This window comes from Muricoccus radiodurans (assembly GCF_050154705.1).
Lineage (GTDB): Bacteria > Pseudomonadota > Alphaproteobacteria > Acetobacterales > Acetobacteraceae > Roseomonas > Roseomonas radiodurans.
The window spans coordinates 2,569,446-2,593,895 of sequence record NZ_CP189561.1 but is presented as its reverse complement, the minus strand read 5'-3'; the positions used below and the strand labels follow the sequence as shown (position 1 = coordinate 2,593,895).

24 protein-coding genes are annotated in these 24,450 nt (G+C 72.2%); 18 read left to right on the top strand and 6 right to left on the bottom strand.

Annotated elements, in window-relative coordinates:
* Nucleotides 1–19: 19 nt before the first annotated feature.
* On the bottom strand, nucleotides 20–1,288 hold the full coding sequence (locus ACP6CK_RS12735) for a CaiB/BaiF CoA transferase family protein (RefSeq protein WP_426959358.1): 1,269 nt from the start codon (nucleotides 1,286–1,288) through the stop codon (nucleotides 20–22).
* Nucleotides 1,289–1,380: 92 nt separating this feature from the next.
* Between ACP6CK_RS12735 and ACP6CK_RS12730 the strand changes: the two genes are divergently transcribed.
* Nucleotides 1,381–3,048, top strand: a complete 1,668-nt coding sequence (locus ACP6CK_RS12730; protein WP_426959357.1) for an FAD-dependent oxidoreductase — start codon at nucleotides 1,381–1,383, stop codon at nucleotides 3,046–3,048.
* 204 nt (nucleotides 3,049–3,252) lie between these two features.
* On the opposite strand, the gene ACP6CK_RS12725 is transcribed toward ACP6CK_RS12730, so the two are convergent.
* Together ACP6CK_RS12725 and ACP6CK_RS12720 are read right to left on the bottom strand one after the other, a co-directional pair.
* A complete protein-coding gene (locus ACP6CK_RS12725) occupies nucleotides 3,253–4,224 on the bottom strand; it encodes a Bug family tripartite tricarboxylate transporter substrate binding protein (protein WP_426959356.1) in 972 nt (323 codons plus the stop codon).
* Between the two features lie 23 nt (nucleotides 4,225–4,247).
* On the bottom strand, nucleotides 4,248–5,981 hold the full coding sequence (locus ACP6CK_RS12720) for a thiamine pyrophosphate-requiring protein (protein WP_426959354.1): 1,734 nt from the start codon (nucleotides 5,979–5,981) through the stop codon (nucleotides 4,248–4,250).
* Between the two features lie 109 nt (nucleotides 5,982–6,090).
* On the opposite strand from ACP6CK_RS12720, the gene ACP6CK_RS12715 reads away from it, so the two are divergent.
* Genes ACP6CK_RS12715 through ACP6CK_RS12695 form a run of 5 tightly spaced genes read left to right on the top strand, consistent with a single transcriptional unit; the run spans nucleotide 6,091 to nucleotide 10,205 of the window.
* Nucleotides 6,091–6,480: a Rieske (2Fe-2S) protein gene (locus tag ACP6CK_RS12715; protein WP_426959352.1), complete on the top strand. Its 390-nt coding sequence runs from the start codon at nucleotides 6,091–6,093 to the stop codon at nucleotides 6,478–6,480.
* Nucleotides 6,467–6,757, top strand: coding sequence for a hypothetical protein (locus ACP6CK_RS12710; RefSeq protein ID WP_426959351.1), 291 nt, complete (start codon nucleotides 6,467–6,469; stop codon nucleotides 6,755–6,757). Before ACP6CK_RS12715 ends, ACP6CK_RS12710 begins: the two co-directional genes overlap by 14 nt.
* Before the next feature lie 10 nt (nucleotides 6,758–6,767).
* Complete coding sequence (locus ACP6CK_RS12705; protein WP_426959350.1) at nucleotides 6,768–7,988, top strand: amidohydrolase family protein; 1,221 nt, start codon at nucleotides 6,768–6,770, stop codon at nucleotides 7,986–7,988.
* Nucleotides 7,985–9,172, top strand: a complete 1,188-nt coding sequence (locus tag ACP6CK_RS12700; RefSeq protein WP_426959349.1) for an FAD-dependent monooxygenase — start codon at nucleotides 7,985–7,987, stop codon at nucleotides 9,170–9,172. Before ACP6CK_RS12705 ends, ACP6CK_RS12700 begins: the two co-directional genes overlap by 4 nt.
* A gap of 52 nt (nucleotides 9,173–9,224) precedes the next feature.
* Nucleotides 9,225–10,205 (top strand): Bug family tripartite tricarboxylate transporter substrate binding protein, encoded by a 981-nt coding sequence (locus ACP6CK_RS12695; RefSeq protein ID WP_426959348.1) that lies wholly within the window; start codon nucleotides 9,225–9,227, stop codon nucleotides 10,203–10,205.
* A 9-nt stretch (nucleotides 10,206–10,214) separates the two neighbouring features.
* Here the strand turns inward: ACP6CK_RS12695 and ACP6CK_RS12690 are convergent, their stop codons facing one another.
* Nucleotides 10,215–11,159 carry an SMP-30/gluconolactonase/LRE family protein gene (locus tag ACP6CK_RS12690; RefSeq protein ID WP_426959347.1) on the bottom strand — a complete coding sequence of 315 codons (945 nt, stop codon included), beginning with the start codon at nucleotides 11,157–11,159 and terminating at the stop codon, nucleotides 10,215–10,217.
* A 136-nt stretch (nucleotides 11,160–11,295) separates the two neighbouring features.
* Here ACP6CK_RS12690 and ACP6CK_RS12685 point away from each other — a divergent pair, with 136 nt between their 5' ends.
* The 8 genes from ACP6CK_RS12685 to ACP6CK_RS12650 all read left to right on the top strand — a co-directional run bounded on the left by ACP6CK_RS12685 (nucleotide 11,296) and on the right by ACP6CK_RS12650 (nucleotide 18,905).
* Nucleotides 11,296–11,793 carry a MaoC family dehydratase gene (locus tag ACP6CK_RS12685; RefSeq protein ID WP_426959346.1) on the top strand — a complete coding sequence of 166 codons (498 nt, stop codon included), beginning with the start codon at nucleotides 11,296–11,298 and terminating at the stop codon, nucleotides 11,791–11,793.
* Between the two features lie 29 nt (nucleotides 11,794–11,822).
* A complete protein-coding gene (locus tag ACP6CK_RS12680; protein ID WP_426959345.1) occupies nucleotides 11,823–12,977 on the top strand; it encodes an acyl-CoA dehydrogenase family protein in 1,155 nt (384 codons plus the stop codon).
* A 159-nt stretch (nucleotides 12,978–13,136) separates the two neighbouring features.
* Nucleotides 13,137–13,856 (top strand): class II aldolase/adducin family protein, encoded by a 720-nt coding sequence (locus tag ACP6CK_RS12675; RefSeq protein WP_426959344.1) that lies wholly within the window; start codon nucleotides 13,137–13,139, stop codon nucleotides 13,854–13,856.
* A gap of 14 nt (nucleotides 13,857–13,870) precedes the next feature.
* Complete coding sequence (locus ACP6CK_RS12670; RefSeq protein ID WP_426959343.1) at nucleotides 13,871–14,833, top strand: Bug family tripartite tricarboxylate transporter substrate binding protein; 963 nt, start codon at nucleotides 13,871–13,873, stop codon at nucleotides 14,831–14,833.
* A 111-nt stretch (nucleotides 14,834–14,944) separates the two neighbouring features.
* A complete protein-coding gene (locus ACP6CK_RS12665; protein ID WP_426959342.1) occupies nucleotides 14,945–15,604 on the top strand; it encodes an aspartate/glutamate racemase family protein in 660 nt (219 codons plus the stop codon).
* Complete coding sequence (locus ACP6CK_RS12660; RefSeq protein WP_426959341.1) at nucleotides 15,601–16,596, top strand: Gfo/Idh/MocA family protein; 996 nt, start codon at nucleotides 15,601–15,603, stop codon at nucleotides 16,594–16,596. The genes ACP6CK_RS12665 and ACP6CK_RS12660 overlap by 4 nt, the downstream gene beginning before the upstream one ends.
* 27 nt (nucleotides 16,597–16,623) lie before the next feature.
* Nucleotides 16,624–17,538 carry an alpha/beta fold hydrolase gene (locus ACP6CK_RS12655; protein WP_426959340.1) on the top strand — a complete coding sequence of 305 codons (915 nt, stop codon included), beginning with the start codon at nucleotides 16,624–16,626 and terminating at the stop codon, nucleotides 17,536–17,538.
* Nucleotides 17,535–18,905: an MmgE/PrpD family protein gene (locus ACP6CK_RS12650; protein WP_426959339.1), complete on the top strand. Its 1,371-nt coding sequence runs from the start codon at nucleotides 17,535–17,537 to the stop codon at nucleotides 18,903–18,905. Before ACP6CK_RS12655 ends, ACP6CK_RS12650 begins: the two co-directional genes overlap by 4 nt.
* Here ACP6CK_RS12650 and ACP6CK_RS12645 read toward each other — a convergent pair.
* Both ACP6CK_RS12645 and cobA read right to left on the bottom strand, forming a co-directional pair.
* Nucleotides 18,902–19,090 (bottom strand): hypothetical protein, encoded by a 189-nt coding sequence (locus ACP6CK_RS12645; protein WP_426959338.1) that lies wholly within the window; start codon nucleotides 19,088–19,090, stop codon nucleotides 18,902–18,904. The genes ACP6CK_RS12650 and ACP6CK_RS12645 overlap by 4 nt on opposite strands.
* Nucleotides 19,087–19,899, bottom strand: coding sequence for a uroporphyrinogen-III C-methyltransferase (gene cobA / locus ACP6CK_RS12640; RefSeq protein WP_426959337.1), 813 nt, complete (start codon nucleotides 19,897–19,899; stop codon nucleotides 19,087–19,089). Before cobA ends, ACP6CK_RS12645 begins: the two co-directional genes overlap by 4 nt.
* 99 nt (nucleotides 19,900–19,998) lie before the next feature.
* Here cobA and ACP6CK_RS12635 point away from each other — a divergent pair, with 99 nt between their 5' ends.
* The 4 genes from ACP6CK_RS12635 to ACP6CK_RS12620 all read left to right on the top strand — a co-directional run bounded on the left by ACP6CK_RS12635 (nucleotide 19,999) and on the right by ACP6CK_RS12620 (nucleotide 24,391).
* Nucleotides 19,999–21,690, top strand: coding sequence for an NADPH-dependent assimilatory sulfite reductase hemoprotein subunit (locus ACP6CK_RS12635; protein WP_426959336.1), 1,692 nt, complete (start codon nucleotides 19,999–20,001; stop codon nucleotides 21,688–21,690).
* A gap of 125 nt (nucleotides 21,691–21,815) precedes the next feature.
* The gene (locus ACP6CK_RS12630; protein ID WP_426959335.1) at nucleotides 21,816–22,799 is read left to right on the top strand and encodes a Bug family tripartite tricarboxylate transporter substrate binding protein; all 984 of its coding nucleotides are present in this window, start codon (nucleotides 21,816–21,818) and stop codon (nucleotides 22,797–22,799) included.
* Nucleotides 22,800–22,973: 174 nt separating this feature from the next.
* Nucleotides 22,974–23,918, top strand: a complete 945-nt coding sequence (locus ACP6CK_RS12625) for a pirin family protein (RefSeq protein WP_426959333.1) — start codon at nucleotides 22,974–22,976, stop codon at nucleotides 23,916–23,918.
* 83 nt (nucleotides 23,919–24,001) lie between these two features.
* The gene (locus tag ACP6CK_RS12620) at nucleotides 24,002–24,391 is read left to right on the top strand and encodes a hypothetical protein (protein ID WP_426959332.1); all 390 of its coding nucleotides are present in this window, start codon (nucleotides 24,002–24,004) and stop codon (nucleotides 24,389–24,391) included.
* Nucleotides 24,392–24,450 lie beyond the last annotated feature (59 nt).

Genomic DNA, 24,450 nt, shown 5'->3' with positions numbered 1-24,450 from the left:
CCTTCCGATGGCAGCGCCTCTAACTGGCCGAGAGTTCCGTCGCATCCGTCAGGCGAAGCGTCCCGGCTTCGACGAGAGCCGCAATCTCTGTCTCATCAAGGCCGGCCTCGCGGGCGATCTCGGCGCCATGCTCGCCCAGGCGGGGCGGCTGCAGCCGCAGCCCGGCGCGTTCGCCACCCATCGAGACCGGCAGGGCGGGGATGCCCGCCACGGGGATGGCGGGCACGCCGCCCGGCGCGCCGGCCGCGCCCGTCATCTCCACCGGCAGCAGCCCGCCGGAGGCGAGCAGGTGCGGATCGTCGAACAGGTCCGACGGCCGGGCGATCGGCGCGAAGGGAAGCCCTAGCGCCTCGAATCGCGCCATCAGCGCGGCCTGGGGCAGGGTGCGGAAGACGGCCGCGACCCGCTCCAAGATGCGGGGCCGGGCGGCGGCGCGCTGCGTTGCCGTGGCGAGGGCGGGATCGTCCCGCAGGTCCTGCAGCCCGAAGGCGTCGCACAGGGCACGCCACTGCGTTTCCGTTACCGCACCGACGAAGACCTGGGCCTCCGGATCGGCGGTGTCGAAGACGTCGTAGACGGGCCAGGGCTTCGGATGGCCAGGGCCACCCATCGACGGGGGCGCCACGCCCTCGACGGCCGTCCGCGCCATGTGCTGGGCCACCAGCAGCATGTTCGTCTCGAACAAGCCGGATTGCACGGGCGTGCCGCGCCCCGTCCGGTCCCGCTCCCGCAAGGCCGCCAGGACGGCCACGGCGCCGAAGACGCCGCCCAGGATGTCGTTCACCGAGGTGCCGGCGCGCATCGGCTGCCCCGGCAGGCCGGTCATGTAGGCGAGGCCGCCCATCATCTGCACCACCTCGTCGAGCGCCGTGCGGTGCTCGTACGGGCCGGGCAGGAAGCCCTTGCAGGAAAGATAGACAAGGCGCGGGTTCATCGCCGTCAGCGTGGACTCGCCCAGGCCGAGACGGTCCATGGCGCCGGGCCGGAAGTTCTCCACCAGCACGTCCGCCCCCGCGACGAGGCGGTGCACGAGCGAGAGTCCCGCCGATGTTTTCAGGTCCACGCAGAGGGACCGCTTGTTGCGGTTGAACGTGGGAAAGAAGCCGACCGCCGGTCCGGTCAGGCGACGCGTGTTGTCGCCGCCGGGGGCGGGCTCGATCTTGATCACGTCGGCGCCGAGGTCCGCGAGCACCATGCCGCAGCAGGGGCCCATGACCATGTGGGAGAACTCAAGGACGGTCAGCCCGGAGAGGGGCAGGTCGGCGCGCGCGCCAGGTTCAGGAAACATCGCGGGCTTCTTCCAGGCGGCCGGGCGGATTGCAATGGCGACGCCTTTGCCGCAAGGGATCGTTGTTGAGGTCAACGAAGCGGGAGGAGAGCGTGACCGACGCCGGGGCTGATGTACTGGTTGTCGGCGCGGGGCCGGTCGGGCTCACGCTGGCGATGGACCTCGCTTCCCGTGGCGCGACTGTCACCGTGGCGGAGACGCGGCACGAGGGCGAGCCGCCGAACGTGAAGTGCAATCACGTCTCCGCCCGCTCCATGGAGATCTTCCGGCGCCTGGGTGTCGCGGCCGCGCTACGGGATGCCGGCCTGCCGCCGGACTACCCGAACGACGTGTCCTATCGCACCACGGCGACAGGGATCGAGCTGTCCCGCATCCCTATCCCCTGTCGGCGGGACCGCTACACCGCCACCGGCGGGCCGGATACCTGGTGGCCGACGCCGGAGCCGCCCCACCGGATCAACCAGATCTATCTGGAACCGATCCTTTTCCGGCACGCGAAGGCGATGCCTGGCGTCACCATCCTCAACCGGACGCGGGTCACCGGTTTCACCCAGGATGCTGACGGTGTGACGGCTACGGCCGAGAGCCTCGACCACGGCAGCACCACGACCATCCGCACCGCCTACATGGTGGCCTGCGACGGCGGGCGGTCCGACACGCGCCGCGCGATCGGGGCGCGCTTCCTCGGCGATCCGGTGGTGCAGCGCGTGCAGTCCACCTTCATCCGCGCGCCCGACCTGCTGGACCGCATGGGCGGGCGCCGCGCCTGGGCCACCTTCTCTCTGAACCCACGCCGCAGCGGCAACATGTACGCCATCGACGGGCGGGAGACCTGGCTCATCCACAACTACCTGCGGGAGGGAGAGCCCGACTTCGACAGCGTGGACCGCGACACCTGCATCCGCGCCATCCTCGGCGTCGGGGAGGATTTCCGCTACGAAGTCATCTCCTACGAGGACTGGTTCGGCCGGCGCCTGGTGGCGGACCGCTTCCGGGACCGGCGCGTGTTCCTCTGCGGGGATTCCGCGCATATCTGGGTACCAATGGCCGGCTACGGTATGAATGCCGGCATCGCCGACGCCACGAACCTGTCGTGGCTGCTCGCGGCCGCTCTGCGGGGCTGGGGCGATCCCTCGATCCTCGACGCCTACGAGGCCGAGCGCCTGCCGATCACCGAGCAGGTCTCCCGCTTCGCGATGGACCACGCCATCGCGCTCTCCGCCCAGCGCGGCGCGGTGCCGGCGGAGATCGAGGAGGACACGCCGGCGGGCGAGGCCGCGCGCGCCCGGGTGGGGCGGGCCGCCTATGATCTGAACGTCAACCAGTACTGCTGCGGCGGGCTGAACTTCGGTGCCTTCTACGATCAATCTCCGATCATCGCCTATGACGGAGAGGCGGCGCCGGCCTACTCCATGGCGGGCTTCACGCCCTCCACCGTGCCGGGCTGCCGCGTGCCGCATCTCTGGCTCCGCGACGACCGTTCCCTCTATGACGCGCTGGGGCCGGGTTACACGCTCCTGCGGCTGGATGCGTCGGTGCCGGTGACGCCCCTTGTGGATGCCGCACGGTCTCGTGGCGTGCCCTTCGACGTGCTGGACGTGGACTCGGATGCGGCGCCGTCGCTCTATGACCGGAAGCTCGTGCTCGCGCGTCCGGACCAGCATGTGGCGTGGCGCGGGGATGCCGTGCCGGAGGACCCTGACGCGCTGATCGACCGGGTCCGCGGGTCCGGAGGGGCTGCGGCTCTCCGGGCCGCGTGAGACGAGCCCTGTCTGGCCTGGCCAGCCCTCATCGCCTCGGAGAGTGGGACGCTCTCCCCCCTATCCGACACCCAGTCGGCAAGGCTGCCGCAGAAGACGGGAGGGCACCGCATTCCGCGGCAGCCCGATAGAAGAAGATGAGAGGGGGCTGGGGGAGAGAAGGAATTCTCTCCCCCAGAGTCACCATTTCCTCCGCTGCGCGGATCAGCGCTCCATCTGGATGTTCGCGGCGCGCGCGACGCCGGTCCAGAGCGGGATCTCCCGCGCCATGACCTCCCGCAACGCGGCGGGAGGACTGCCCACCGGGTCCATGCCGAAGCTCGCGACGCGCTGGCGGATGTCCGGCATGGCGGTGATCGTCGCGCACTCCACGTGCAGCCGCTCGATGATCGCGGGCGGTGTGCCCGCCGGGGCGAAGAGCCCGGCCCAGAGCGTCACCTGCAGGTCGGGGAAGCCGAGTTCGGCCATGGTCGGCACGTCGGGCAGCGCCGCGACGCGCTGCGGGGCGGTCACGGCCAGCGCCCGCACGCGGCCGGCCTGGAGGCCGACCACGGCGGGGCCGGGATCGGCCATGGAGAAGGTCACCTCGCCGCTCGCCGCCGCCGAGACCATCTCGGCGCTGCCGCGGTAGGCGACGTGCTGGAAGCGCGTGCCGGCCCGCTGGTTGAACAGCTCGCTGGGCAGCTGGAACGCGGCGGCCGCCGCGCCGTAATTCGCCCGGTCCGGGTTCGCGCGAGCCCACTCCACCAGCTCCGCCACGCTCCGATGCGGGCTGCCGGCCGCGACCACGAGCACGAGGGGGTAGGAGGCCAGCATGGAGACCGGCGCCAGGTCGCGTTGCGGATCATAGGAGAGCTGCGCGTAGGTTGCGGGGTTGAACACCATCGGCCCGCTGGGGCCGAGGAGGAGTGTCGTCCCGTCCGGCCGCGCCCGCGCCACCGCCTCCGTCCCGACGATCGCCTGGGCGCCCGGCCGGTTCTCCGTCACGAAGGGCTGGCCCAGCCGCTCCCCCATCTTCTGGCCATAGAGCCGCGCCAGGATGTCGTTCGCGCCGCCGGGGGCATAGGGCACGACGATGCGGACCGGCCGATCGGGATAGGCGCCCTGGCCCCGTGCCGCCGCCGGCGCCAGGGCCGCGCCCGCGAGAAGGCGGCCGAGCGCGCGTCGCTGGATCATGGTCTTGTCCTCCTGTCCCGACCCTAGAGCGGCGCGATCCGCACGGTCATCACCGCGGCCTGCCCGGCATCCACCGTCTCCAGGCAGCGGCGGAGGGCGGGCTCCAGCTCCTCGGCGCGGGTCACGCGCTCGCCATGGGCGCCGAAGGCGACGGCGACATCCTCGAAGCGGCGCTGGCTGTCCTGGCGACGCCCGTCAAGACGCGAGAGAAAGCTGTCCCCCTCCCGCGCCACGCCCTTCGGGTAGACGCGGAGGGTGGAGTCCTTCACCGCCTGCCAGCCGCGATTGTCCAGCACGATGGTCAGGATCGGCAGCCCGTACTGCTGCGCCGTGGCATAGACGCTGTCGGGCGTGGAGAAGTGGTAGGTCCCGTCGCCGACGATGTTCACCACCCGCCGGTCCGGCCGGGCCAGGCGGATGCCGAGCGCCATGCCGCCGGAAAAGCCGAGCCCGCCGCCCGCGAGGCCGATGTAGTTGCCGGGCCGGTTCCGCTCCACCTGGTCCTGCACGGTGGGGCCGTTCCGGATGGCCTCGTTCAGCACGATGTCATCCTGGGAGAGCATCGCGCCGATCCGCCGCAGCACCCAGGCCGGGTTCAGCCCGTCCGGCGGGCCGGGATCGGCCGCGGCGTCGGCGGCCGCCTTCTCCCGCGCCGCGCGGGCCGGAGCCCAGGACGCGATGCGCGCGGCGACGCGGGCGCGGAAGGCGTTGTCCGTCCGCGTGCGCACGGCGTCCAGCACCTGGGCCAGGACGGTGGCGCAATCACCGGCGACGCGGATGTCCGCCGGAAAGCTCCACATCGGCAGGTCGCGCTTCAGCGGGTCCACGTCCACCTGGATCCAGCGCGCCGCCGGGTTCTCCGTCACGCGGCGCGGGATCCAGGGCACGTCCACGTCCAGCAGCAGGCCGAGGTCGGTCTCCCGCGCCAGCGCGTCCGGGTTGAAGCCGGCGAAGCACGGGCTGTCATGCGGGATGCAGAGGTGGACCGGCCCGTGCTCCACCACGCGGATCCCGGCTTCCCGCGCCAGCGCGTCCAGCACCGGCACCGCCTCCGGCCGGCGGCCGAGATAGGCGGTGAAGGCGACCGGGTTCTCCGCCGCCATCAGCGCATCCGCGATGCGGGACACGGTGGCGGCGTCGGCGCCGCCCATCGGCACGGCCGCGTACTGCGCGGGGGAGAAGGAGGGTACCGCGTCCTCCTCGATCTCCTCGGCCAGCACCTCACGCGGAAGGGTCATGTAGACGGGCGCGCGAGGCTCGGTCTGCATCATGGCGTGGCCGCGGGCCAGCGCCTCCTTCACCACCACGCCGGAGGGAAGGCAGTACTCCCATCGCGTGTAGGGCCGCACGAGGGAGGCGATATCGTAGGGGTCCTGCACGAAGTGGACGTAGCTGTCCCGCCCACCCGGAACCGCACCCCGCGTGGTGTAGGGGGCGCGCCCCGCCATCAGAAAGACCGGCAGCCGCGCGCGGAAAAGGTTGTGCAGCGCCATTGCCGCGTTCGCCGTGCCGGCATCCACGTGCACCAGCACGGCCTGTCCGCGCCCCGTCGCCGCCGCGTAGCCGCCGGCCATGTGCACCGCCACGTTCTCGTGCGGGCAGAGGATCGGGTTGGGACGCGGCGCGCCGTCCCGCTCCCGTCGCGCCAGCTCCTCGATGATCGAGACGTGGTCGGTGCCGAGGTTGCAGAAGAGGTGCTCGATGCCGAGCGCGTTCAGGCCCTCGATCAGGTGATGCGCCGCGCCGTGCCGGGCCATGCTCTCGCTTCCTCCTGGCGGCGCTTCCACTCGGCCCGCTTGGACGTATTATCGGCCATACTTCACCACGCAGAACAACAGACCGCGCCCCGGCGCGGCGGGGGAGGGGATGGAGAGCACGGGCGGAGCGGCGCCGGCGCGCTGGGACGCGGGCGGCAGCGACGAGGTGCCGGAGCGCGGCCGCCTGGTGGTGGACGCCGGCGAGACAAGCATCGGCATCTTCCGCCTGGACGGCGTGCTGCACGCCTATGAGAACCGCTGCACCCATGCCGGCGGACCGATCTGCCAGGGGCTGATCGTGCCGCGCGTGGTGGAGCTGCTGGACGAGCGCCGCGCCATCATCGGCAGCGCCTTCAATGAGGCGGAGCTGCACATCGCCTGTCCCTGGCATGGGGCGGAGTACAGCCTCCGCACCGGCCGCCACGCCGGCGGCGGGGCCCTGTCCCTGCGCCGCATCCCCGTCGAGGAATCCCGCGGGCGGATCTATGTCACAGTCTGACACGCCCGCCGCACGGCTGGACGCGGTCGCGGCGGAGCTGCGGGCGCTCGCCGGCGCCGATCTGCCGCCGGAGGCGCTGCGCGGCGCGATAGGGGCCGCGACGCTCCTCTACGCCGCGGCCGTTCGGCGCATGGGCCACGAGATCGCGCTCGCCGATCCGGAGGTCAGCCCCACCGACGCCGTGGTGCTCTGCTGCGCCCTGCTGCGCGGGCAGGACCTGAATCCCTTCGACCTCAGCCTCTGGTTCGGCCGGGTCACGCCCGACCCGCGGGCCTAGGAGCGCCGCCATGGACCTGCCGCAGCCCGATCCCCCCGTCCGGCAGGCCGCGCGCCGCGCGGTGCAGGAGATCACGATCCACACGGACACGCGGGAGATCCTGGCCAATGCGCGGCGCGACACCGAGCGCTACGGCCTGGACCGCACCTTCATCGTGGATGTGGACGCGCACCACGTGGAGCTGGACTCCTGGGCCGAGGTCCTCGGGCACATCCAGGACCCGGTGCTGCGCTATAACGCCCAGGCCATCGCGCGGAACTGGCCCTATGCCGGCAACCTCGCGATGAGCAACCATGCCCCCGGCCTCACGATGCAGGACGTGGCCGGCCGCATTCCCCATCAGGCGCAGCTTGCCGAGCATGTGCCGCCGATCCCGGGGGAGCACCGCGACGTCACCCTCGTCCGCCGCGCCATGGAGGCGATGAGCATCGACCTGCAGGTCGTCTTTCCCCAGCCCATGCTGGGGATCGGCATGCACCCCTCGGCTCAGACCGAGACGGAGCTCGTCACCGCCTACAACCGCTGGTTCACGGGGACGATCCTGCCCAGGGAACCGCGCATCAAGACGATGCTCGCGCTTCCCTTCCGCGACCCCGAGGCCTGCCTGCGAACCGTGCAGGAGTTCGCGGAGATGCCGGGCGTGATCGGCTTCCTCGTCACCAGCCAGCGGCAGGCGCAGGTGAACAGCCCGGGCTACATGCGCCTCTATGCGGAGCTGGAGGAGCGCGGCCTGCCGCTCGGCTTCCATGCCGGTCCGGACTACATGATGGAGCGGGCGGTGAACCGCTTCCTCTCGGTCCACGCCCTGTCCTTCGTGACCTGCAACATGGTCCACCTGACGAACTGGGTGATCAACGGCCTGCCCGAGCGCTTTCCCCGCTTGAAGGTCATCTGGATCGAGAGCGGCCTCGCCTGGATTCCCTTCATGATGCAGCGCCTGGACCACGAGTGGATGCTGCGCCAATCCGATGCGCCCCTGCTGCGCCGCCCACCGAGCGAGTACATGCGGGAGATGTTCTACACCTCTCAGCCGATGGAGGCGACGAACCTCGACCTCCTGCAATCCACCTTCCGCGCCATGAACGCGGAGACGCAGCTTCTCTACTCCTCCGACTGGCCGCACTGGGACTTCGACACGCCGGGCCGCATCGCCGGCCTGCCTTTCCTGAGCGAGACGGCGAAACGCAACATCCTCGGCGAGAACGCGCGCCGCGTGTTCAACCTGCCATGACGAAAATTCTTATCTCCGGCGCCGGCATCGGCGGCCTGACCGCCGCCCTGGCCTTGCTGCGCCGCGGGCACGCCGTCGAGGTCTATGAGCAGGCCCCGGCGCTGCGCGAGGTGGGCGCGGGCGTGCAGATCAGCGCCAACGGCACCCGCGTCCTGCACGCCCTCGGCGTGGGCGAAGCGCTGGCCGCGCTCTCCTGCCAGGCCTCGGGCAAGCAGATCCGGCTCTGGAGCACCGGCGAGACCTGGCCACTCTTCGACCTGGGCGCGGAATCCATCCGGCAGTACGGCTTTCCCTACCTCACCGTCTATCGCCCGGACCTGCTCGCGGTGCTGCTCGAGGCGGTGCGCGGGGCCGACCCCGGCACGATCCGCCTGGGACGGCGGGTGGCGGGCTTCGACCAGTCCGGGACAGGCGTCACCCTGCGGCTGGAGGATGGCGGCAGGGCCGAGGGCGACGCGCTGATCGGCGCGGATGGCATCCATTCCCGCGTGCGGGACGCGCTCTTCGGCGCCGACCAGCCCCGCTTCACCGGCCAGGTGGCCTGGCGGGGCGTGATCCCGATGGAGCGCTTGCCCCTGCACCTCGCCCGCCCGGTCGGGACGAACTGGGTCGGTCCGGGCCGCCACGTCGTCCATTATCCGCTCCGCCGGGGCGAGCTGATGAACTTCGTCGGCATCGTGGAGCGCGACGACTGGCAGCGGGAATCCTGGAGCACCCGCGGCGACCCCGCCGACTTCGCGCGCGACTTCGCCGGCTTTCACGACGACGTGCAGACGATGATCCGCGCGATCGAGACGCCCTACATCTGGGCCCTGATGCTGCGGGACCCGCTGCCGCGCTGGACGGCGGGGCGGGTGACGCTGCTGGGGGACGCCTGCCACGCCACGCTGCCGATGCTCGCCCAGGGCGCGGTCCAGGCGATCGAGGACGGCTTCATCCTCGCCCGCGCCCTATCGGAGTGCGCCGACATCCCGGAGGCGCTCTCCCGCTACGAGGCGGCACGGTGGGAACGCACCACCCGCATGGTCCGCGGCTCCGCCGAGAATGCCCGCCGCTTCCACAATCCCGAGCTCGCGCACGCCGAGGGCGCCCGCGCCTATGTCACGCGCGAATGGGCGGAGGACCGGGTGCGCGAGCGCTACGACTGGCTCTTCCGCTACGATGCGGAGACCGTTCCGATCTAGGCGCCAGGACGCGGACAGGCTTCACTCGAGGCAAAGAAGGGGAGGGATGGCGATGCGTCGGGATGTTCTGAAGGCCGCGGGCGCGCTCGCACTGCCGGCGATCCTTTCCCGGCCCGCGGAGGCGCAGGCTTGGCCGAACCGGCCGGTGCGCTTCATCGTCCCCTTCCCGCCGGGCGGCGCCTCGGACGTGGTCTCGCGGCTGGTGACCGCGCACCTCTCGGCGGCGTTCAACGTGCCCTTCGTCATCGACAACCGCCCGGGCGCCAGCACGATGCTCGGGGCGGAGGCTGCCGCCCGCTCCGCACCGGACGGGCACACGCTGCTGATGGCCTCCACCTCCACCATGGCGGCGGTGCCGGCCCTCTATGGCAGCCGCACGCCCTACAATCCCCTCCGCGATTTCGTGCCGGTCGGCCTCGCCTCGCTCGCGCCCTTCTTCGTCTTCCTCGCGACGGAGGGCGGGTTCGCCGACCTCGGCGATCTCGTTCGCCAGGCGCGGGCGCGGCCGGGGCAGCTCTCCTATGGCAGCAACGGCGCCGGCGCCGCCTCCCATCTCGGGATGGAACTGCTGGCCCGTGCGGCGGGGTTCGAGATGCTGCACGTGCCCTATCGCAGCATCGTGCCGGCCCTGACCGACCTCGTGGCGAAGCGGCTCAGCACGGTCATGGGCGACGTCACCTCGGTGGGCGGCGCGCTCCAGTCCGGCCAGCTCCGCCTCGTCGCCGCGGCGAGCCGGGAGCGCTCCCCGGTGGCGCCGGAGGTGCCCACGGTCAGCGAGGCGATCGGCATCCCGCCCTTTGATGCCAGCCCCTGGTTCGGCATCTTCGCCCCCACCGGCGTCCCGGAAGAGGTGGTGGCGCGCCTCGGTGTCGAGTTGCGTCGCTACCTTTCCACCGATGCCGCGCGCCAGGCCTTCCTCAACATCGGGCAGGTGCCGCTCATCGCCACGTCGGACGAGCTGCGCCGGAGGGTGGAGGCGGACTCCGAGCGCTTCGGAACCCTGATCCGGGAGCAGCGCATCACGGTGGAGTAGCGCCGTCCGTCAGCGGCCCGCCCGGTCGTTCAGCACGAGCCCGGGCTCCCGCCAGGGCATGGTGACGAGCTTCCCGGTCGAGGAGAGCGTGATCCAGGCCGTCCGCATCTCAGGCCCGCCGAAGCAGATATTCGTCGGCATCCGGTCGGGGAAGCGCACCACGTCGATGATCTCGCCGTCCGGGGACACGGTCGTGACCTCGCCGGCAACGAGCGTCGCGACGCAGATGTTGCCCGCCGCGGTGACGGCCAGGCTGTCCAGGCGCCGGAAGCCCGGGAACTGACAGAGCATCCGGCCGCCATGAGAGCTCGGCCAGGGCTCCTTCCGCAACTCGCCGGGGCCGATCACCTCGAAGGCCCAGAGCCGCCCCGTCTCCGTCTCCGCGACGTAGAGCCTGCCGCCATCGGGCGAGAGCCCGATCCCGTTCGCGCCGCCGGGCACAGGATAGGCGGCCTCCACGATCCGGCTGCCGTCCAGGGCCGCCCAGTAGACGCCGCCATGGTCCCGGTCCCGCGCGCGCGATTTCCCGAGGTCGCTGAACCACATGCCCCCATGCCGGTCGAGGACGAGATCGTTCGGCCCGCGAAGCCCGTGGTCGCCGCAGCGGTCGTAGAGCCGCGTCACCGCGCCCGTGGCGGGATCGATCCGCTCGATCCGCCCGGTGTCGTAGTCGGCGGCCTGGTTGAATGGGCGGATCAGCCCGTCCCACTCGGTCCAGCCGAAGCCGCCATTGTTGCAAAGATAGAGCATCCCGTCCGGCCCCAGGGCGAGGCCGTTCGGCCCCCCGCCGGGCTCCGACAGCACCGATTTCGTGCCATCCGCTGCCACGCGGGTGATGCGGCCGGCGGCGATCTCCACCAGCGCGATGCTGCCGTCCGGCATCTCCACCGGCCCTTCCGGGAATCGCAACCCGTCGGCCACCACGCGGAACCCTGACTCCATCTCGTCGGCCAACGCATCCTCCCGCCCTTCTGCCCGGCCAGTATGCACGGTGCGGCAGCGGGAGCGATGGCCGTCCTGCCCTCTCGATGGCAGGGAAGCAGGGTGACATAGTCGTTGGCCAACGTGCCGCGAGGAGAGAGGCCGCCGCATGTCCGATCCGCCCGCCTTCGACCCGCGCCGCCACCGCCTCGTCCCGGCGCAGCGCTGGTTCGAGGATTTCGTGGTCGGCGAGACCTTCGCCCTACCCAGCCGCACCCTGACGGAGGCGATCTTCCTCGCCTTCCAGGCGGCGAGCGGCGACAACCATCCGATCCACTACGACGTCGAGTACTGCCGGTCCCGCGGCCTGCCCGGGATGCTGGCGCATGGCTACCAGGTCGCGATCCAGACCGCCGCGGGCGCCGGACTCTTCCCGCACATGGTGGAGGAATCGCTGAAGGCCTTCCTGGAGCAGTCGAGCCGGTTCCTGCGTCCGGTCTTCGCCGGCGACACGGTCTATCCGGCCCTGACCGTGGACGAGCTGGCGCCGAACCGCACGACGGGCGTGGTGGGCCTGCGCAGCACCGTCCACAACCAGCGCGGCGAACTCGTGCTGGAGGGGCGGCACCGCTACCTTCTGCGCAGGCGCCCGGCGCAAACGGGCTGAGTGGGAAGGGGAAGCGCGTGGAGTTTTCCGTGTCCGAGGAGCTGCGGAGTATCCGCGACGCCGTGCTGCGCGTCTGCGAGCGGTTCGGCGACGATTACTGGCTAGCGCGCGATGGCGACGGCACCTTCCCCCACGATTTCCACGCGGCGATGGCCGCCGATGGCTGGCTCGGCATCTGTACGCCGGAGGAGTACGGCGGGGCGGGCCTCGGCGTCGCGGCCGCAGCGACGATGATGCGCGCCGTGGCGGAATCCGGCGCCGGCATGTCCGGCGCCTCCGCCATCCACATGAACATCTTCGGCCTGCATCCCGTGACGGTCTTCGGGACGGCGGAGCAGAAAGCCCGGATGCTCCCGCCGATCGCGCGCGGGGAGGAGAAGGCCTGCTTCGGCGTGACCGAGCCCGATGCCGGCCTCAATACCACGCAGATCCGTACCCGCGCCGTCCGGCACGGGGACCGCTACGTCGTGAACGGCCAGAAGGTCTGGACCTCCACCGCGCAGGTCGCGGACCGGATCATGCTGCTGGCCCGCACCACGCCGCTGGAGGAGGTGCGGACCCCGACCGAGGGCCTCAGCCTCTTCTACACGCGGCTCGACCGCCGCAGCGTGGAGGTGCGCGTCATCGAGAAGATGGGCCGCAAGGCCGTGGACTCGAACGAGATCTTCATGGCCGATTTCGAGATCCCCGTGGAGGACCGAATCGGCGAGGAAGGAAAGGGCTTCCGCTACATCCTGCACAGCCTGAACCCCGAGCGCGTGCTGGTCGCCGCGGAGGCGGTCGGCCTGGGCCACGCCGCGTTGCGCAAGGCAACGGACTACGCACGGGAGCGGCGCGTCTTCGGCCGCCCCATCGGCCAGAACCAGGCGATCCAGCACCCCCTGGCGAAGAACTGGATGGAGCTGGAGGCCGCCTGGCTGATGACGATGCAGGCGGCCTGGCAGTACGACGCCGGCCTGCCCTGCGGGCCCGCCGCCAACGCCGCGAAATACCTGGCAGCCGAGGCGGGGTTCGAGGCCTGCCAGACCGCCGTGATGACCCATGGGGGCTTCGGCTACGCCAAGGAGTATCACGTCGAGCGTTACCTCCGGGAGGTGATGATCAACCGCATCGCCCCTGTCAGCCCGCAGCTCATCCTCTGCTTCATCGCGGAGAAGGTCCTCGGTCTCCCGAAATCCTACTGAAGCTTGTTAGCCGCCCCGCCTGCGGCCGGTGCGAACCGGACGCGGCGCGCCATCGCGTGAGCGTCAGCGGGGGCCGGGGGCAGTTTCCGGCCGGGGGCGATCTGCTCTAGGAACGTCGTCGGGACCGGCACACCGCGCCGGCAAGGGGAACGGAACGCCATGCCACGCGAGCTCGAAGCGCTCCTCGGCGATCTCGTCATTGCCAACCGCATCCTCGCGCATGAGGGCGTGCTGGACGATTTCGGCCACGTCGCCGTCCGCCACCCCGAGCGGGCCGACCGCTTCTTCGTCTCCCGCGCCCGCGCACCGGAGCTGGTGACGCGCGACGATCTCCTGGAATTCACGCTGGACGGCGTGCCGGTGGACCCGAAGGGGCTGCGCCCCTACCTGGAAAGCGTGCTGCACGGCCGGATCTTCGCCGCGCGCCCGGATGTGCAGGCCACCGCCCACCACCACTGCCCGGCCGTGCTGCCCTTCACCGTCACGGACGTGCCGCTGCGCCCGGTCTTCCACATGGCCTCCGTCCTCGGCGGGCCGGTGCCGATGTGGGACAGCCGGGACGAGTTCGGCGACACGAACATGCTGATCGACGACGTGCCGCGCGGCGACAGCCTCGCCCGCGCGCTCGGTGGTGGCACCTCCGTCCTGCTGCGGAACCACGGGGCGACCTGCGCGGCCCAGTCCCTTCCCGCGGTCGTCTTCGTCTGCGTCCGCATGAAGGACAATGCGGAGCTGCAGACCCGGGCGATGGGCATGGGCGCGGTCCGCTACCTCTCGGAAGGCGAGACGCGGATGGCCTCGGAGATGCTGATGGGCGAGCGCCAGCTCGATCGCGGCTGGAAGTACTGGCGGGCCCGCGCGGGCTTCGGCGGAATCTGAGGGAGGGTCTGGTCATGGTGATCGCGCGACGCCTCCTGCTCGGCGCCCTGCCCCTCGCCGCGGCGATCCGCCCGGCCCTGGCGCAGCGCCGCCCCGTGCGGCTGATCGTCCCTGCCGCGCCGGGCGGCGCCATCGACGTGATCGGCCGCATCTACGCGGCCCGGCTGGGCGAGGTGCTGGAACAGACCTGGGTGGTGGAGAACCGCTCCGGCGCCAACAACACCCTCGGCGCGGCGGAGGTGGCGCGGGCGGCGCCGGACGGGCAGACCTTCCTGGTGAACGCCGATATCCACCTGATGGCGAAGCACGTCATGCGCAACGTGCCCTATGACCCCCTGGCCGACTTCACCCCGATCGCGAGGCTGGCCACGGCGCCGATGGTGCTGGTCGGCAACCCGCGCACGGCGCCGGAGGGCGGCGTGACCGCCCTGGTCGCCGCGATGAAGGCGCGCCCGGACGGCTTCACCTTCGCCAACTCCGCCCTCGGCTCCATGGGACATCTGGCGACCGAGAGCTTCAACCGCTCGGCGGGCGTGCGGGCGACCATCGTTTCCTATCGCGGCACGGCGCCCGCGCTGACGGACGTCATCTCCGGCAACACGCAGCTCATGGTGGCGCCGCTCGGCTCCGCCTTGCCGCAGATCGCGGACGGGCGGCTGCGCGCCTACGCGATCATGGGGCCGCGCCGCTCCGCCCGCGCGCCGGATATCCCGACCATCGCGGAGCAGGGCCTGGCCGATCTCGACTTCACCCTGTGGTACGCGCTCTGGGCCCCGAAGGGCCTGCCGGACGCCGAGGCCGACCGGGTCCACGCCGCGGTGCGGAGCATCGCGCGCGAACCCGCCATCCGCGCCCGGGTCGCCGACCAGGGCGCCGAGCCGGTCGAGGAGGACCGCGCGGCCTTCGCCCGCTTCCTGGTGACGGAGGCCGACCGCAACGCGGCCCTCGCCCGCGCCGCGGGGATTGAGCCGGAATAGCCGGCGTCCCGCGGCGCGCCCCTGTCCCGCCGGGCGGTCGGGCATTAGCTTGCCGCCCGAATCCGGGAGGACGACAAGGATGATCTCAAGGCCAGGGCGGGCCGCATCGCGATGACGGCGCCGCGCATCACCCTCATCCACGCGGTCGCCGTCGCGATGCCGCCGGTGCACGCCGCCTTCGCCGCCATGTGGCCGGACGCGAAGGTCTTCGATCTCTTCGACAGCAGCCTCTCGCCCGATCGGGCGCTGGACGAGGAGCTGACGCCCGCCATGTCCGACCGGATCGGCACCCTGGCGCGCTATGCGGCGGAGACCGGTTCGGACGGCATCCTCTACACCTGCTCCGCCTTCGGCCCGGCGATCGAGGCAGCGGCGCGGAGCCACGCGCCCCTGCCCGTGCTGAAGCCGAACGAGGCGATGTTCCACGGCGCGCTGTCCGCGGGGAAGCGGATCGGGATGCTCGCCACCTTCGGCCCCTCCGTCTCCTCCATGGAGGCGGAGTTCGCGGAGGCCGCGGCCGGAACCGGCGCGGTGGTGGAGACGGTGCTGGTGGAGCCCGCCATGGCGGCGCTGCGGGCCGGCGACGGCGCGACGCATGACCGCCTGCTGGCAGAGGCCGCACCCCGACTGCGCGGCTGCGACGCGGTGATGCTCGCGCATTTCTCCACCAGCCGGGCGCGCGCGGCGGTGCAGGCGATGCTGCCCGGGACACCCGTCCTGACCAGCCCGGAGGCCGCGGTGCGGGCGCTGCGGGAGCGCTTGGCGGCATGAAGCCGTTGCGCGTCGCGCTGGCGGGGGCGGGTTCGATCGCCCCGCAGCATCTGATCGCCTGGGCGCGCGTGCCCGGCGTGACGGTCGCGGCCATCGCCGACCCGGACCTGCCGCGCGCGCGGGAGCGGGCGCGGGACTTCGGCATCCCCGCCGCCTTCGCAGACGTGGCGGCGATGCTGGAGGCGACGCCGGACCTCGACGCGCTGGATATCGCCGCGCCGCGAGAGCTGCATGCGCCGCTCGCACGGTTGGCGGCAGGGCGAGGCCTCGCGGTGCTGTGCCAGAAGCCACTGACGCCGACGCTGGCGGAATCCGAGGCGCTGGCAGCCGATCTGGCGGGCACCCGGCTGATGGTGCACGAGAACTGGCGCTTCCGCGCACCCTACCGCCAGCTCCGCCGCTGGCTGGACGAGGGCCGGCTCGGCACGCCCACGGCCCTGTCCATCTACCACCGCCATTCCGGCTTCCTGGCCGATGCCGCGGGCCGCGTGCCCGCCGTGGAGCGCCAGCCCTTCACCGCCACCGAGCCGCGGCTGATGGTGGCCGAATCCCTGATCCACCACCTCGACGCCGCGCGCTGGCTGATGGGGCCACTCGAGCTGCTGGGCGCGCGCTTGCAGCGCCTGTCGCCCCACGCGGCGGGGGAGACGGCGGCGACGATGCTCTTCTCGACCCCGGCCGGTACGCCGGTCCTGATCGAGGGGCACGGCGCCTGCCCCGGCTTCCCGTCGCGCGCCTCGGACGGCGTGGTCCTGGCCGGCCAGCGGGCGACCGCCCGACTGGACAAGGGCGAGCTGACCCTCATCGGTGCGGAGGAGGAGACGCACCGCTTCACGGCGGAGGTCGCGTCTCAGACCGGCTTCGACGGCTGTATCGCCCACTTCGCCGAGCGGCTGCGCGATGGCGGCCCCTTCGAGACCGCGCCGGCGGACAATCTGGAGACGCTGCGGCTGGTGGAGGCGGTCTACCGCCACGTCGGCTGGCCGGCCTGACCCTGCCCCGTTGCGGGATCGGGTCCGGTGGCCGAAAACCCGACCGAATGGCCGGAAGGGATGGGGCATGACGGGCGAACGCGCGGGAGAGCGGGCGGGCCGGGCGGCATGAACCCCTCCCTGGCGGAACTCGAGGCGGCCTCGCGCGTGGCGGAAACGCCGAACGGCGCGGGGCGCGTCGTCTGGCACGAATGGGGCGCGGGCAAGCCGCTGGTGATGCTGCATGGCGGCGCCGGTTCCTGGCGTCACTGGGCCCGCAACATCCCCTTCCTCTCGCGCCACCGCCGCGTCCTGGCGCCCGACACGCCCGGGCTGGGCGAGTCCGACCTGCCGCCGCCGGGCACGGGCATCTGGGACATGGCCGCGATCCTGGCGGACGGCATCGCCGCGCGGATCGGAAAGGGCACGCGTTACGACCTCGTCGGCTTCTCCTTCGGTTCCGTCATCTCCGGCCACATCGCCGCGCGCCATGCGGAGGGGCTGGACAGCGTCACCCTCTCCGGCGCCGGCGCGCTCGGCATCCGGCGGGAGGTGACGCCGATGCAGTCCATCCGCGACCGCGTGGGCGAGGAGCGGACGGAAGCCCACCGCGCCAACCTGGCGAGCCTGATGATCGCCGATCCCGCGCGGATCGACGCGCTCGCGCTCGAGATCCAATCCTGGAACAGCGATCGCGCCCGCTTCCGCAGCCGCAACATCCTCACCACCACCTCGCTGCGCGAGGCGCTGGAGGAGGTGCCGGCCGAACTCCCGGTCCACGTGATCTACGGGGAGCGGGACGCGATCGCCTATCCCAACCTTCAGGCCCGCGCCGATCTCTTCCAGCAGATGCGGCCGGGAACCGACTTCCGCCTCATCCCCGGCGCTGGCCACTGGGTGGCCTTCGAGGCGGCGGAGAGGTTCAACGCGGCGCTCGCCGACATACTGGGGATCCGGGAATGAGCGAGAATCCTCTTCTGATCCTGGCGGATCACGCGGCCTCCTGGCGCGACCGCGCCCTGCCGCCCGATGTCGCGCACCACGCGCGCCGGGCGCTGGTGGACTGGTTCGCCTCCCTGCTGCCGGGCTGCACCCAGGCGCCCGGCACGCTGCTCGCCGCCGCCCTGGGGGGGGAGCGCGGCGATGCCGGCGCGATCTGCTACGTGGACGGCCTTCCCTCCGGCATCCGGCACGCGGCGCTGATCAACGGCACGGCGAGCCACACGGTGGAGTTCGACGACATCTACCGGGATGCCGGTTACCACCCGGGCTCGCCCACCGTCGCCGCGGCGCTGGCGGCGGCGCAGGCGCGGGGCGCCTCGATGGACGCGCTGCTGCGGTCGCTCGTCGTGGGGTATGAGGTAGGCTGCCGGATCGGCCTGGCCGTGCAGCCCAGCCACTACCGCTACTGGCACACCACCGGCACCGTCGGCACCTTCGGCGCGGCCGCCGCGGTCGCCGCCCTGCTGGGCCTGGACGCCACGCGCACGGCGCACGCGCTGGCCACCGCCGCGACCATGGCGGGCGGGCTGCAACAGGCCTTCCGCGGCGACGGCATGAGCAAGCCCCTGCATCCCGGCCACGCGGCCGAGGCCGGGGCGCTCGCGGCGCTCGGGGCCGCGGCCGGCGTGACCGGCGCGCTGGACGTGCTGCACGGCCCCGTGGGCTTCGCCGCCGCCACCAGCGAGGATGCGGGCAAGTGGGACAAGGCCCTGGCCGGTCTGGGCGGCGCGCCCGCCATCACCGCCATGACCTTCAAGAACCACGGCTGCTGCGGCCACATCTTCCCCGGCCTGGACGCGCTGCGCGCCTTGCAGGCCGAGCACCGCTTCACGCCGGATGACGTGCAGGCCATCCACGTCGCGGGCTACAGCGCCACGAAGGACGTCTGCGACCGGCCGGTGGTGAACTCCGAGCAGGAAGCGCGCTTCTCCATGCAGTACTGCGCGGCGGCGCTGCTCGTCCTCGGCGGCGTGCGGATGGCGGCCTTCGCGCCGGAGCGGCTGGCGGATCCGGCGATCCGCGCGCTGATGGGACGCGTCACCGTCAGCATGGCGCCCGACCTGGCCGACGCCTATCCGGCCCGCCGCGCCGCGCGCGTCATCCTGACGCTGCGGGACGGCCGCGTTCTGGAGCACTTCCAGCCCACGCGGAAGGGCGATCCCGACATGCCGCTCTCGGACGAGGAATTGTCCGAGAAGTTCCTCGAACTCACCGTTCCCGTCCTGGGCGAAGCGACCGCCCGGCGGGTGCTGCACGATCTCTGGCACGGGGAATCCCTGCCGGGCCGGATCCCGCTCCTGGCCGCGGAGCGGGTGCGCGCTGCCTAACCCGAGAGGAGCTGCGCCACCGCCACCGCGAGCACCGCGCCGGCGCAGAGCAGGGCGGCCACGGGCGCCGGCACGGTCGGGTCGTTCATGCCCCAGGGATCGGTCATGGGATCGGTCTCCGGCTCGGGGTGCGGTGCCTCGCGCGCGGCCAGCGTCGCGGACCGGTCGAACGTGGCGTCGCTCATGCCGGCACCGCCGCCGGAAGGGGCTGCTCGGCGGCCGGCGCGGCGATGAGGGTGGCGGCGAGACCCACCACCTCTCCCACCACGACCAGCGCGGGGCTGGGCAGGGCGGTGCGACGGGCCTCAAGCGTGCAGGCGCCGAGCGTGCTGTGCAGCACCGCCTGTCCCGGCAAGGTGGCGCGGGCGACGATCGCGACGGGCGTATCGGGACTGCGGCCGGAGGCGAGCAGGCGGAGCACGATCTCGTCCATCCGGGACAGGGCCATGAAGGCGACGATCGTGCCGCCCGCACGCCCCAGCGCATCCCAGTCCACCGAGGCCGGAAGAGCGCCGCTCTCGGCGTGACCGGTCACGAAGGTGACGGCGGCGGAGACGCCGCGATGGGTGACGGGAATGCCCGCCGCGGCCGGGGCGGCGAGCCCGGCGCTGACGCCGGGGACCACCCGCCAGGGAATGCCGGCCTCGGCGAGGGCCGCCGCCTCTTCCCCGCCGCGGCCGAAAAGAAAGGGGTCGCCGCCCTTGAGCCGCACCACGCGCAGCCCGGCGCGGGCGCCGGCGATCAACTGCGCGTTGATCTCGTTCTGCCGGACCGGCGCGCAGCCTTTCCGCTTCCCGACATCCACGAGCGCCGCGCCGCGGCGAACCAGGCGCAGGACGCCTGGACCGGGAAGCGCGTCGTGCAGCACGAGGTCCGCGGCGCGCAGGGCCGAGGCAGCCCGCAAGGTCAGCAGGCCCGGATCGCCCGGACCGGCCCCGACAAGCCAGACCTCGCCGGGAGCGGGGGCGTCGTTCTCGTTATTCACGATCTGCATACGCGCCACTCCGCCCAATTGCGCTTCAGAAGATCGTATAATAAGTAATTCACGCGACACAAGCGGGACTGCCCGCATTGGGAATGCCGAGGTGGTGATATGGCGGGTGGCAAGCCGAGCGGCGCGGAGGGGATCAAGACGGCCAGCGCCGGCCTGCGTGGCACGATCGCGGAGGAACTGGCGGCCCCCGACGCGCGTGGCGGGTTGAGCGAGAGCGCCTATACCCTTCTGAAATTCCACGGAACCTATGAGCAGTTCGACCGGGACACGGCCACCGAGCGCAAGCAGGCCGGGCTCGATAAGGACTGGCAGTTCATGGTCCGGGTCCGCGCCCCGGCCGGGCGGCTGACGGGGGCGCAGTGGTTGGCCCTGGACGCCCTGGCGGACCGCCATGCTGACGGGACGATGCGCCTGACCACCCGGCAGGGCATGCAATTCCACACAGTCAAGCGTGGAAACCTGAAGGACTGCATCGCCGACATCGAGAAGGCGCTGCTGACCACCATGGCCGCCTGCGGCGATGTGGTCCGCAACATCACCACGACAGCCGCCCCCCGCCGGGACGCCCTGCACGCCCGGCTGGAGGCGGAGGCCTTCAACCTCTCCTCCGCCCTGCTGCCCCGCACCCGGGCGCATCACGAGATCTTCCTCGACGGCGAGTCGGTCGGGGAGTCCCAGGACGAGCCGCTCTACGGCCCGACCTACCTCCCCCGGAAGTTCAAGATCGGGCTCGCCCATCCGGCGGACAACACGCCGGACGTGCTCGCCAACGACCTCGGCTTCATCGCGCGTACGCGCGGCGGGGAATTGATCGGCTGGATCGTCACGATCGGCGGCGGCATGGGCATGACCCACAACAAGCCCGCTACCTATCCGCGCCTGGCGGACCCGATCACCGTGATCGGCCCGGACGAGGTGCTGGAGATGGCGCAGGCCGTCGTCCGCCTCTCCCGCGACCACGGTGACCGCAGCGACCGCCGCCACGCCCGGCTGAAATACGTGGTCGCCGAGCGCGGCGTGGAGTGGGTGCGGGCGAGGCTGTCCGAGGATCTCGGGCGCCCGCTGCCGCCCCCGCCGCCGCTGCCACGCCTGACCGTGCCGGAGCTGCTGGGCTGGCACGCCCAGGGCGACGGGCGCTGGTGGCTGGGCCTTCCCATCCCCTCCGGCCGGATCGCCGACACGTCGCGCGCCCGGCTGCGGACGGCGCTGCGGGAGGCGGTGCAGCGCTTCGGCGTGGACCCGATCGCGACGCCGCAGCAGGACCTGATGCTCTCCAACGTGCGGGAGGAGGACCGGGACGCGCTGACCGACCTTCTACGCGATCACGGCATCACCTTCGCCGAGGAACTCGCTCCGATCGCGCGCTGGTCGCTCTCCTGCACCGCGCTGCCGACCTGCGGCCAAGCGCTGACGGAGGGGGAGCGCGTGCACGCCCCGATCGTCGTGCAGGTGCAGGACGCGCTGGAGCGCCATGGCCTGTTGGACGAGCGCATCTCCCTGCGCCTGACCGGCTGCCCGAATGGCTGCGCCCGCCCCTATGCCGGCGACATCGGCGTGGTAGGGCGGGCGCCGGGCGTCTACAGCCTCTTCGTCGGCGGCGACTTCGAGGGGACGCGCCTGTCCTTTCCCATCGCCGACAAGGTCGCGACCGACGCCGTGGGCGCGACGCTGGAACCGATCCTCGCCGCCTATGCCGCACGCCGGACGGAGGGCGAGGGCTTCGGCGACTTCTGCACCCGCACGGGGCCAGAAGCGGTGCGTGCCCTGCTCGGCACGGCGGCCGCGGCCTGATGCGGCGCGCGTTCCGGCATTCTCTGCGATGTCGGCCGGCGGGGGCGCTCCTCGCCGGCTGATCCCGTGCGTCCTGGCGTCCTCGCCCGCCTCATCCCTCAACCCCGATGAAGCGAGACCTCGCCATGACGACGATCCTGTCGCGCCGGATCCTGCTGTCCGCCCTTCCGGTCCTGGCCGCACCCTCCATCGTCCGCGCCGCGGACTTCCCGACGCGCCCGCTGCGCGCGATCGTGCCCTTCCCGCCGGGCGGCGGAGTGGATGTCTTTGCCCGCCCCTTCGCCCAGGCGCTCGCCGCCGTGCTGGGCCAGTCCGTGGTCATCGAGAACCAGGGCGGCGCCTCATCCCGCCTCGGCAGCGCGGGGGTGGGACGGGCGACGCCGGACGGGCACACGCTGCTGATCACCAACGATACGCTGGCCGCAGTGGAGGCGCTGCCGGTGGCGGGCGGTTCCCCGATCCTGCCCACGCTCGCGCCGGTGCTGCTGGCGGTGGGATCGCCGCAGCTCCTCCTGACCCATCCCCGCTCCGGCATTCCCCACATCGCCGCTTATGCAGAGCGGGTCCAGAACCCGGCACGACGGCCGAACACGGCGGTCCCAGGGCTGGGGACGGCGCATCACTTCGTGTCCGCCCTGTTCAACCAGGCGGTAGGCGGCCGCGTAGAGCACGTGCCCTATCGCGGCGGCGGGCCGGTCGTGGCGGACCTGCTGGCCGGAACGGTGGATGCGGCGGTGCTGACGCTCGGCGCGGCGGTCGAGCATATCCGGGACGGGCGGCTGGTCGGCCTCGCCGTCACCTCGCCGACGCGGGCCGTCGCGCTGCCCGACGTGCCGACGGTGGCGGAGACCGTGGCCCCGGGCTTCGAGATCCTGACCTGGATGGGCGTGCTGGCCCCGGCCGCGACGCCGGCACCGGTCGTGTCCCGGCTGCAGGCCGCCGGTCTGGCGGCGCTGGAGGACCTGACCCTTCGCGCACGGCTCGGCGCCCTGGGCTTCGATCCGATCGGCGGCGGGCCGGAGAGGTTCGGGACGCTCCTACGGGACACAGTGGCCCGTTTCGCCGCCGTGGCACCGCTGGCGTCGATCCGGGCGGAGGAAGGGGCTTGAAGAAGCGAAGGTTTGGGGGAGAGTCTCAGGCAGCGCCTTCGCCCCCCAAACCCCCTCCTACTCATGTCAGGCTGCCGCGGAACGACGCAGAACTGTGTCGCGGTAGCCTGGCAAAATAGATAGGGGGCCGGGGGAATACCTTCCCTCGGCCTTTCTGTTTCAGGAGCCTCCGTCATGACTTGGTACGGTGCCGAAGACCCCATTCCCGGCGATCCACGCTCCTGCGACGCGATCGAGACGGTGATCGTCCCGCGCGCCCGCGACATCGGCGGGTTCGAGGTGCGGCGGGCGCTGCCCTCCGCGAAACGGCAGATGGTCGGACCCTTCATCTTCTTCGACCAGATGGGACCGGCGATGCTCATGCCGGGCAAGGGCATCGACGTGCGGCCGCACCCGCATATCGGGCTGTCCACCGTCACTTACCTTTTCGAGGGCGAGATCAACCACAAGGACAGCCTCGGCAGCGACCTGCCGATCCGGCCGGGCGCGCTCAACTGGATGACGGCCGGCCGTGGCATCGCGCATTCCGAGCGCAGCGGCGAGGCGGTGCGGGCGACAGGCGGCACGGTGTCGGGCATCCAGTCCTGGGTGGCCCTCCCGGCCGCGGAGGAGGAGCGCGATCCCGGCTTCGTCCACTTCAGCGCGGAATCGCTGCCCGTGCTGGACGGGGAGGGGAAGCGCGTCCGCGTCATCGCCGGCTCCTTCCTCGGCGCGGCCTCGCCCGTCTCGGCGCTGAGCCCGATCTTCTACGCGGACGCGCAGCTGGAGGCGGGCGCGGCGCTTCCGCTGGACGCGGAGCACGAGGAGCGCGCCGTTTACACCGTGCAGGGCGCGGTGGAGATCGCCGGCCAGCGCTTCGAGGCCGGGCAGCTCCTCGTTTTCCGGCCCGGCGACCGGATCACGATCCGCGCGGCCGATGGGCCGGCGCGCTTCATGGTGCTGGGCGGCGCGCCGATGGAGGGGCCGCGCCACATCTGGTGGAACTTCGTCTCCTCCCGCGCCGACCGGATCGAGCAGGCCAAGGCCGACTGGCGCGCCGGTCGCTTCGACCGCGTGCCGAATGACGACGAGTTCATCCCGCTGCCCGGGGACCCGCCGCCGCCCGTCCGCTATCCCTGACGGCCGCCCTGTCCCGCCCGGCACAGGGACCGCGCACGCCGCCCGTCTAGACGCCTCCCCACGAGATGCGAGGAGCGCGAGCGATGTTCGGTGCGATCGGGGACGAGGCCCTGACCCTGTGGCTGCGGATGATGGAGGGCTGGACCCGGCGCTCCGTCGAGGCGGTGCGGCGATACCAGGAGGTCCGGCAACTCCGTTGGCGCGCCGGCCTGGCGTCCCTGGCACTGGCGGTGGTCGTGCCCGTCGCCGCCCGTGCGGAGCCCGGCGACGCGTATCGGCCGGAGGCGGAGACGCGTTTCCTCGACCGCTGCGCCGAGGAGGGCCGGACGCCCCCGGCCTGCCGGCGCATGATGGAGAACGTGCAGCGCCGCTATGGCCGCGCGCTCTTCGTGGTCTTCGCGCCGCAGGGGCCACGGGGCTTCGACAACCTGGGGGACTTCCAGCCGTCCGCCCGGCGTTACCGTGTCCACTGACGCGGCCGGGCGGGGCAGACGACATGCCCGGACCGATCTAACCTCTCCCGACCAGCGGC

What these genes read in the sequence shown, in the direction of transcription:
- ACP6CK_RS12735 (WP_426959358.1), bottom strand. Translation starts at nt 1,288, where the DNA reads ATGTTTCCTGAACCTGGCGCGCGCGCCGACCTGCCCCTCTCCGGGCTG.
- ACP6CK_RS12725 (WP_426959356.1), bottom strand. Translation starts at nt 4,224, where the DNA reads ATGATCCAGCGACGCGCGCTCGGCCGCCTTCTCGCGGGCGCGGCCCTG.
- ACP6CK_RS12720 (WP_426959354.1), bottom strand. Translation starts at nt 5,981, where the DNA reads ATGGCCCGGCACGGCGCGGCGCATCACCTGATCGAGGGCCTGAACGCG.
- ACP6CK_RS12715 (WP_426959352.1), top strand. Translation starts at nt 6,091, where the DNA reads ATGGAGAGCACGGGCGGAGCGGCGCCGGCGCGCTGGGACGCGGGCGGC.
- ACP6CK_RS12710 (WP_426959351.1), top strand. Translation starts at nt 6,467, where the DNA reads ATGTCACAGTCTGACACGCCCGCCGCACGGCTGGACGCGGTCGCGGCG.
- ACP6CK_RS12705 (WP_426959350.1), top strand. Translation starts at nt 6,768, where the DNA reads ATGGACCTGCCGCAGCCCGATCCCCCCGTCCGGCAGGCCGCGCGCCGC.
- ACP6CK_RS12700 (WP_426959349.1), top strand. Translation starts at nt 7,985, where the DNA reads ATGACGAAAATTCTTATCTCCGGCGCCGGCATCGGCGGCCTGACCGCC.
- ACP6CK_RS12695 (WP_426959348.1), top strand. Translation starts at nt 9,225, where the DNA reads ATGCGTCGGGATGTTCTGAAGGCCGCGGGCGCGCTCGCACTGCCGGCG.
- ACP6CK_RS12685 (WP_426959346.1), top strand. Translation starts at nt 11,296, where the DNA reads ATGTCCGATCCGCCCGCCTTCGACCCGCGCCGCCACCGCCTCGTCCCG.
- ACP6CK_RS12675 (WP_426959344.1), top strand. Translation starts at nt 13,137, where the DNA reads ATGCCACGCGAGCTCGAAGCGCTCCTCGGCGATCTCGTCATTGCCAAC.
- ACP6CK_RS12670 (WP_426959343.1), top strand. Translation starts at nt 13,871, where the DNA reads ATGGTGATCGCGCGACGCCTCCTGCTCGGCGCCCTGCCCCTCGCCGCG.
- ACP6CK_RS12665 (WP_426959342.1), top strand. Translation starts at nt 14,945, where the DNA reads ATGACGGCGCCGCGCATCACCCTCATCCACGCGGTCGCCGTCGCGATG.
- ACP6CK_RS12660 (WP_426959341.1), top strand. Translation starts at nt 15,601, where the DNA reads ATGAAGCCGTTGCGCGTCGCGCTGGCGGGGGCGGGTTCGATCGCCCCG.
- ACP6CK_RS12650 (WP_426959339.1), top strand. Translation starts at nt 17,535, where the DNA reads ATGAGCGAGAATCCTCTTCTGATCCTGGCGGATCACGCGGCCTCCTGG.
- ACP6CK_RS12645 (WP_426959338.1), bottom strand. Translation starts at nt 19,090, where the DNA reads ATGAGCGACGCCACGTTCGACCGGTCCGCGACGCTGGCCGCGCGCGAG.
- cobA (WP_426959337.1), bottom strand. Translation starts at nt 19,899, where the DNA reads ATGCAGATCGTGAATAACGAGAACGACGCCCCCGCTCCCGGCGAGGTC.
- ACP6CK_RS12635 (WP_426959336.1), top strand. Translation starts at nt 19,999, where the DNA reads ATGGCGGGTGGCAAGCCGAGCGGCGCGGAGGGGATCAAGACGGCCAGC.
- ACP6CK_RS12630 (WP_426959335.1), top strand. Translation starts at nt 21,816, where the DNA reads ATGACGACGATCCTGTCGCGCCGGATCCTGCTGTCCGCCCTTCCGGTC.
- ACP6CK_RS12625 (WP_426959333.1), top strand. Translation starts at nt 22,974, where the DNA reads ATGACTTGGTACGGTGCCGAAGACCCCATTCCCGGCGATCCACGCTCC.
- ACP6CK_RS12620 (WP_426959332.1), top strand. Translation starts at nt 24,002, where the DNA reads ATGTTCGGTGCGATCGGGGACGAGGCCCTGACCCTGTGGCTGCGGATG.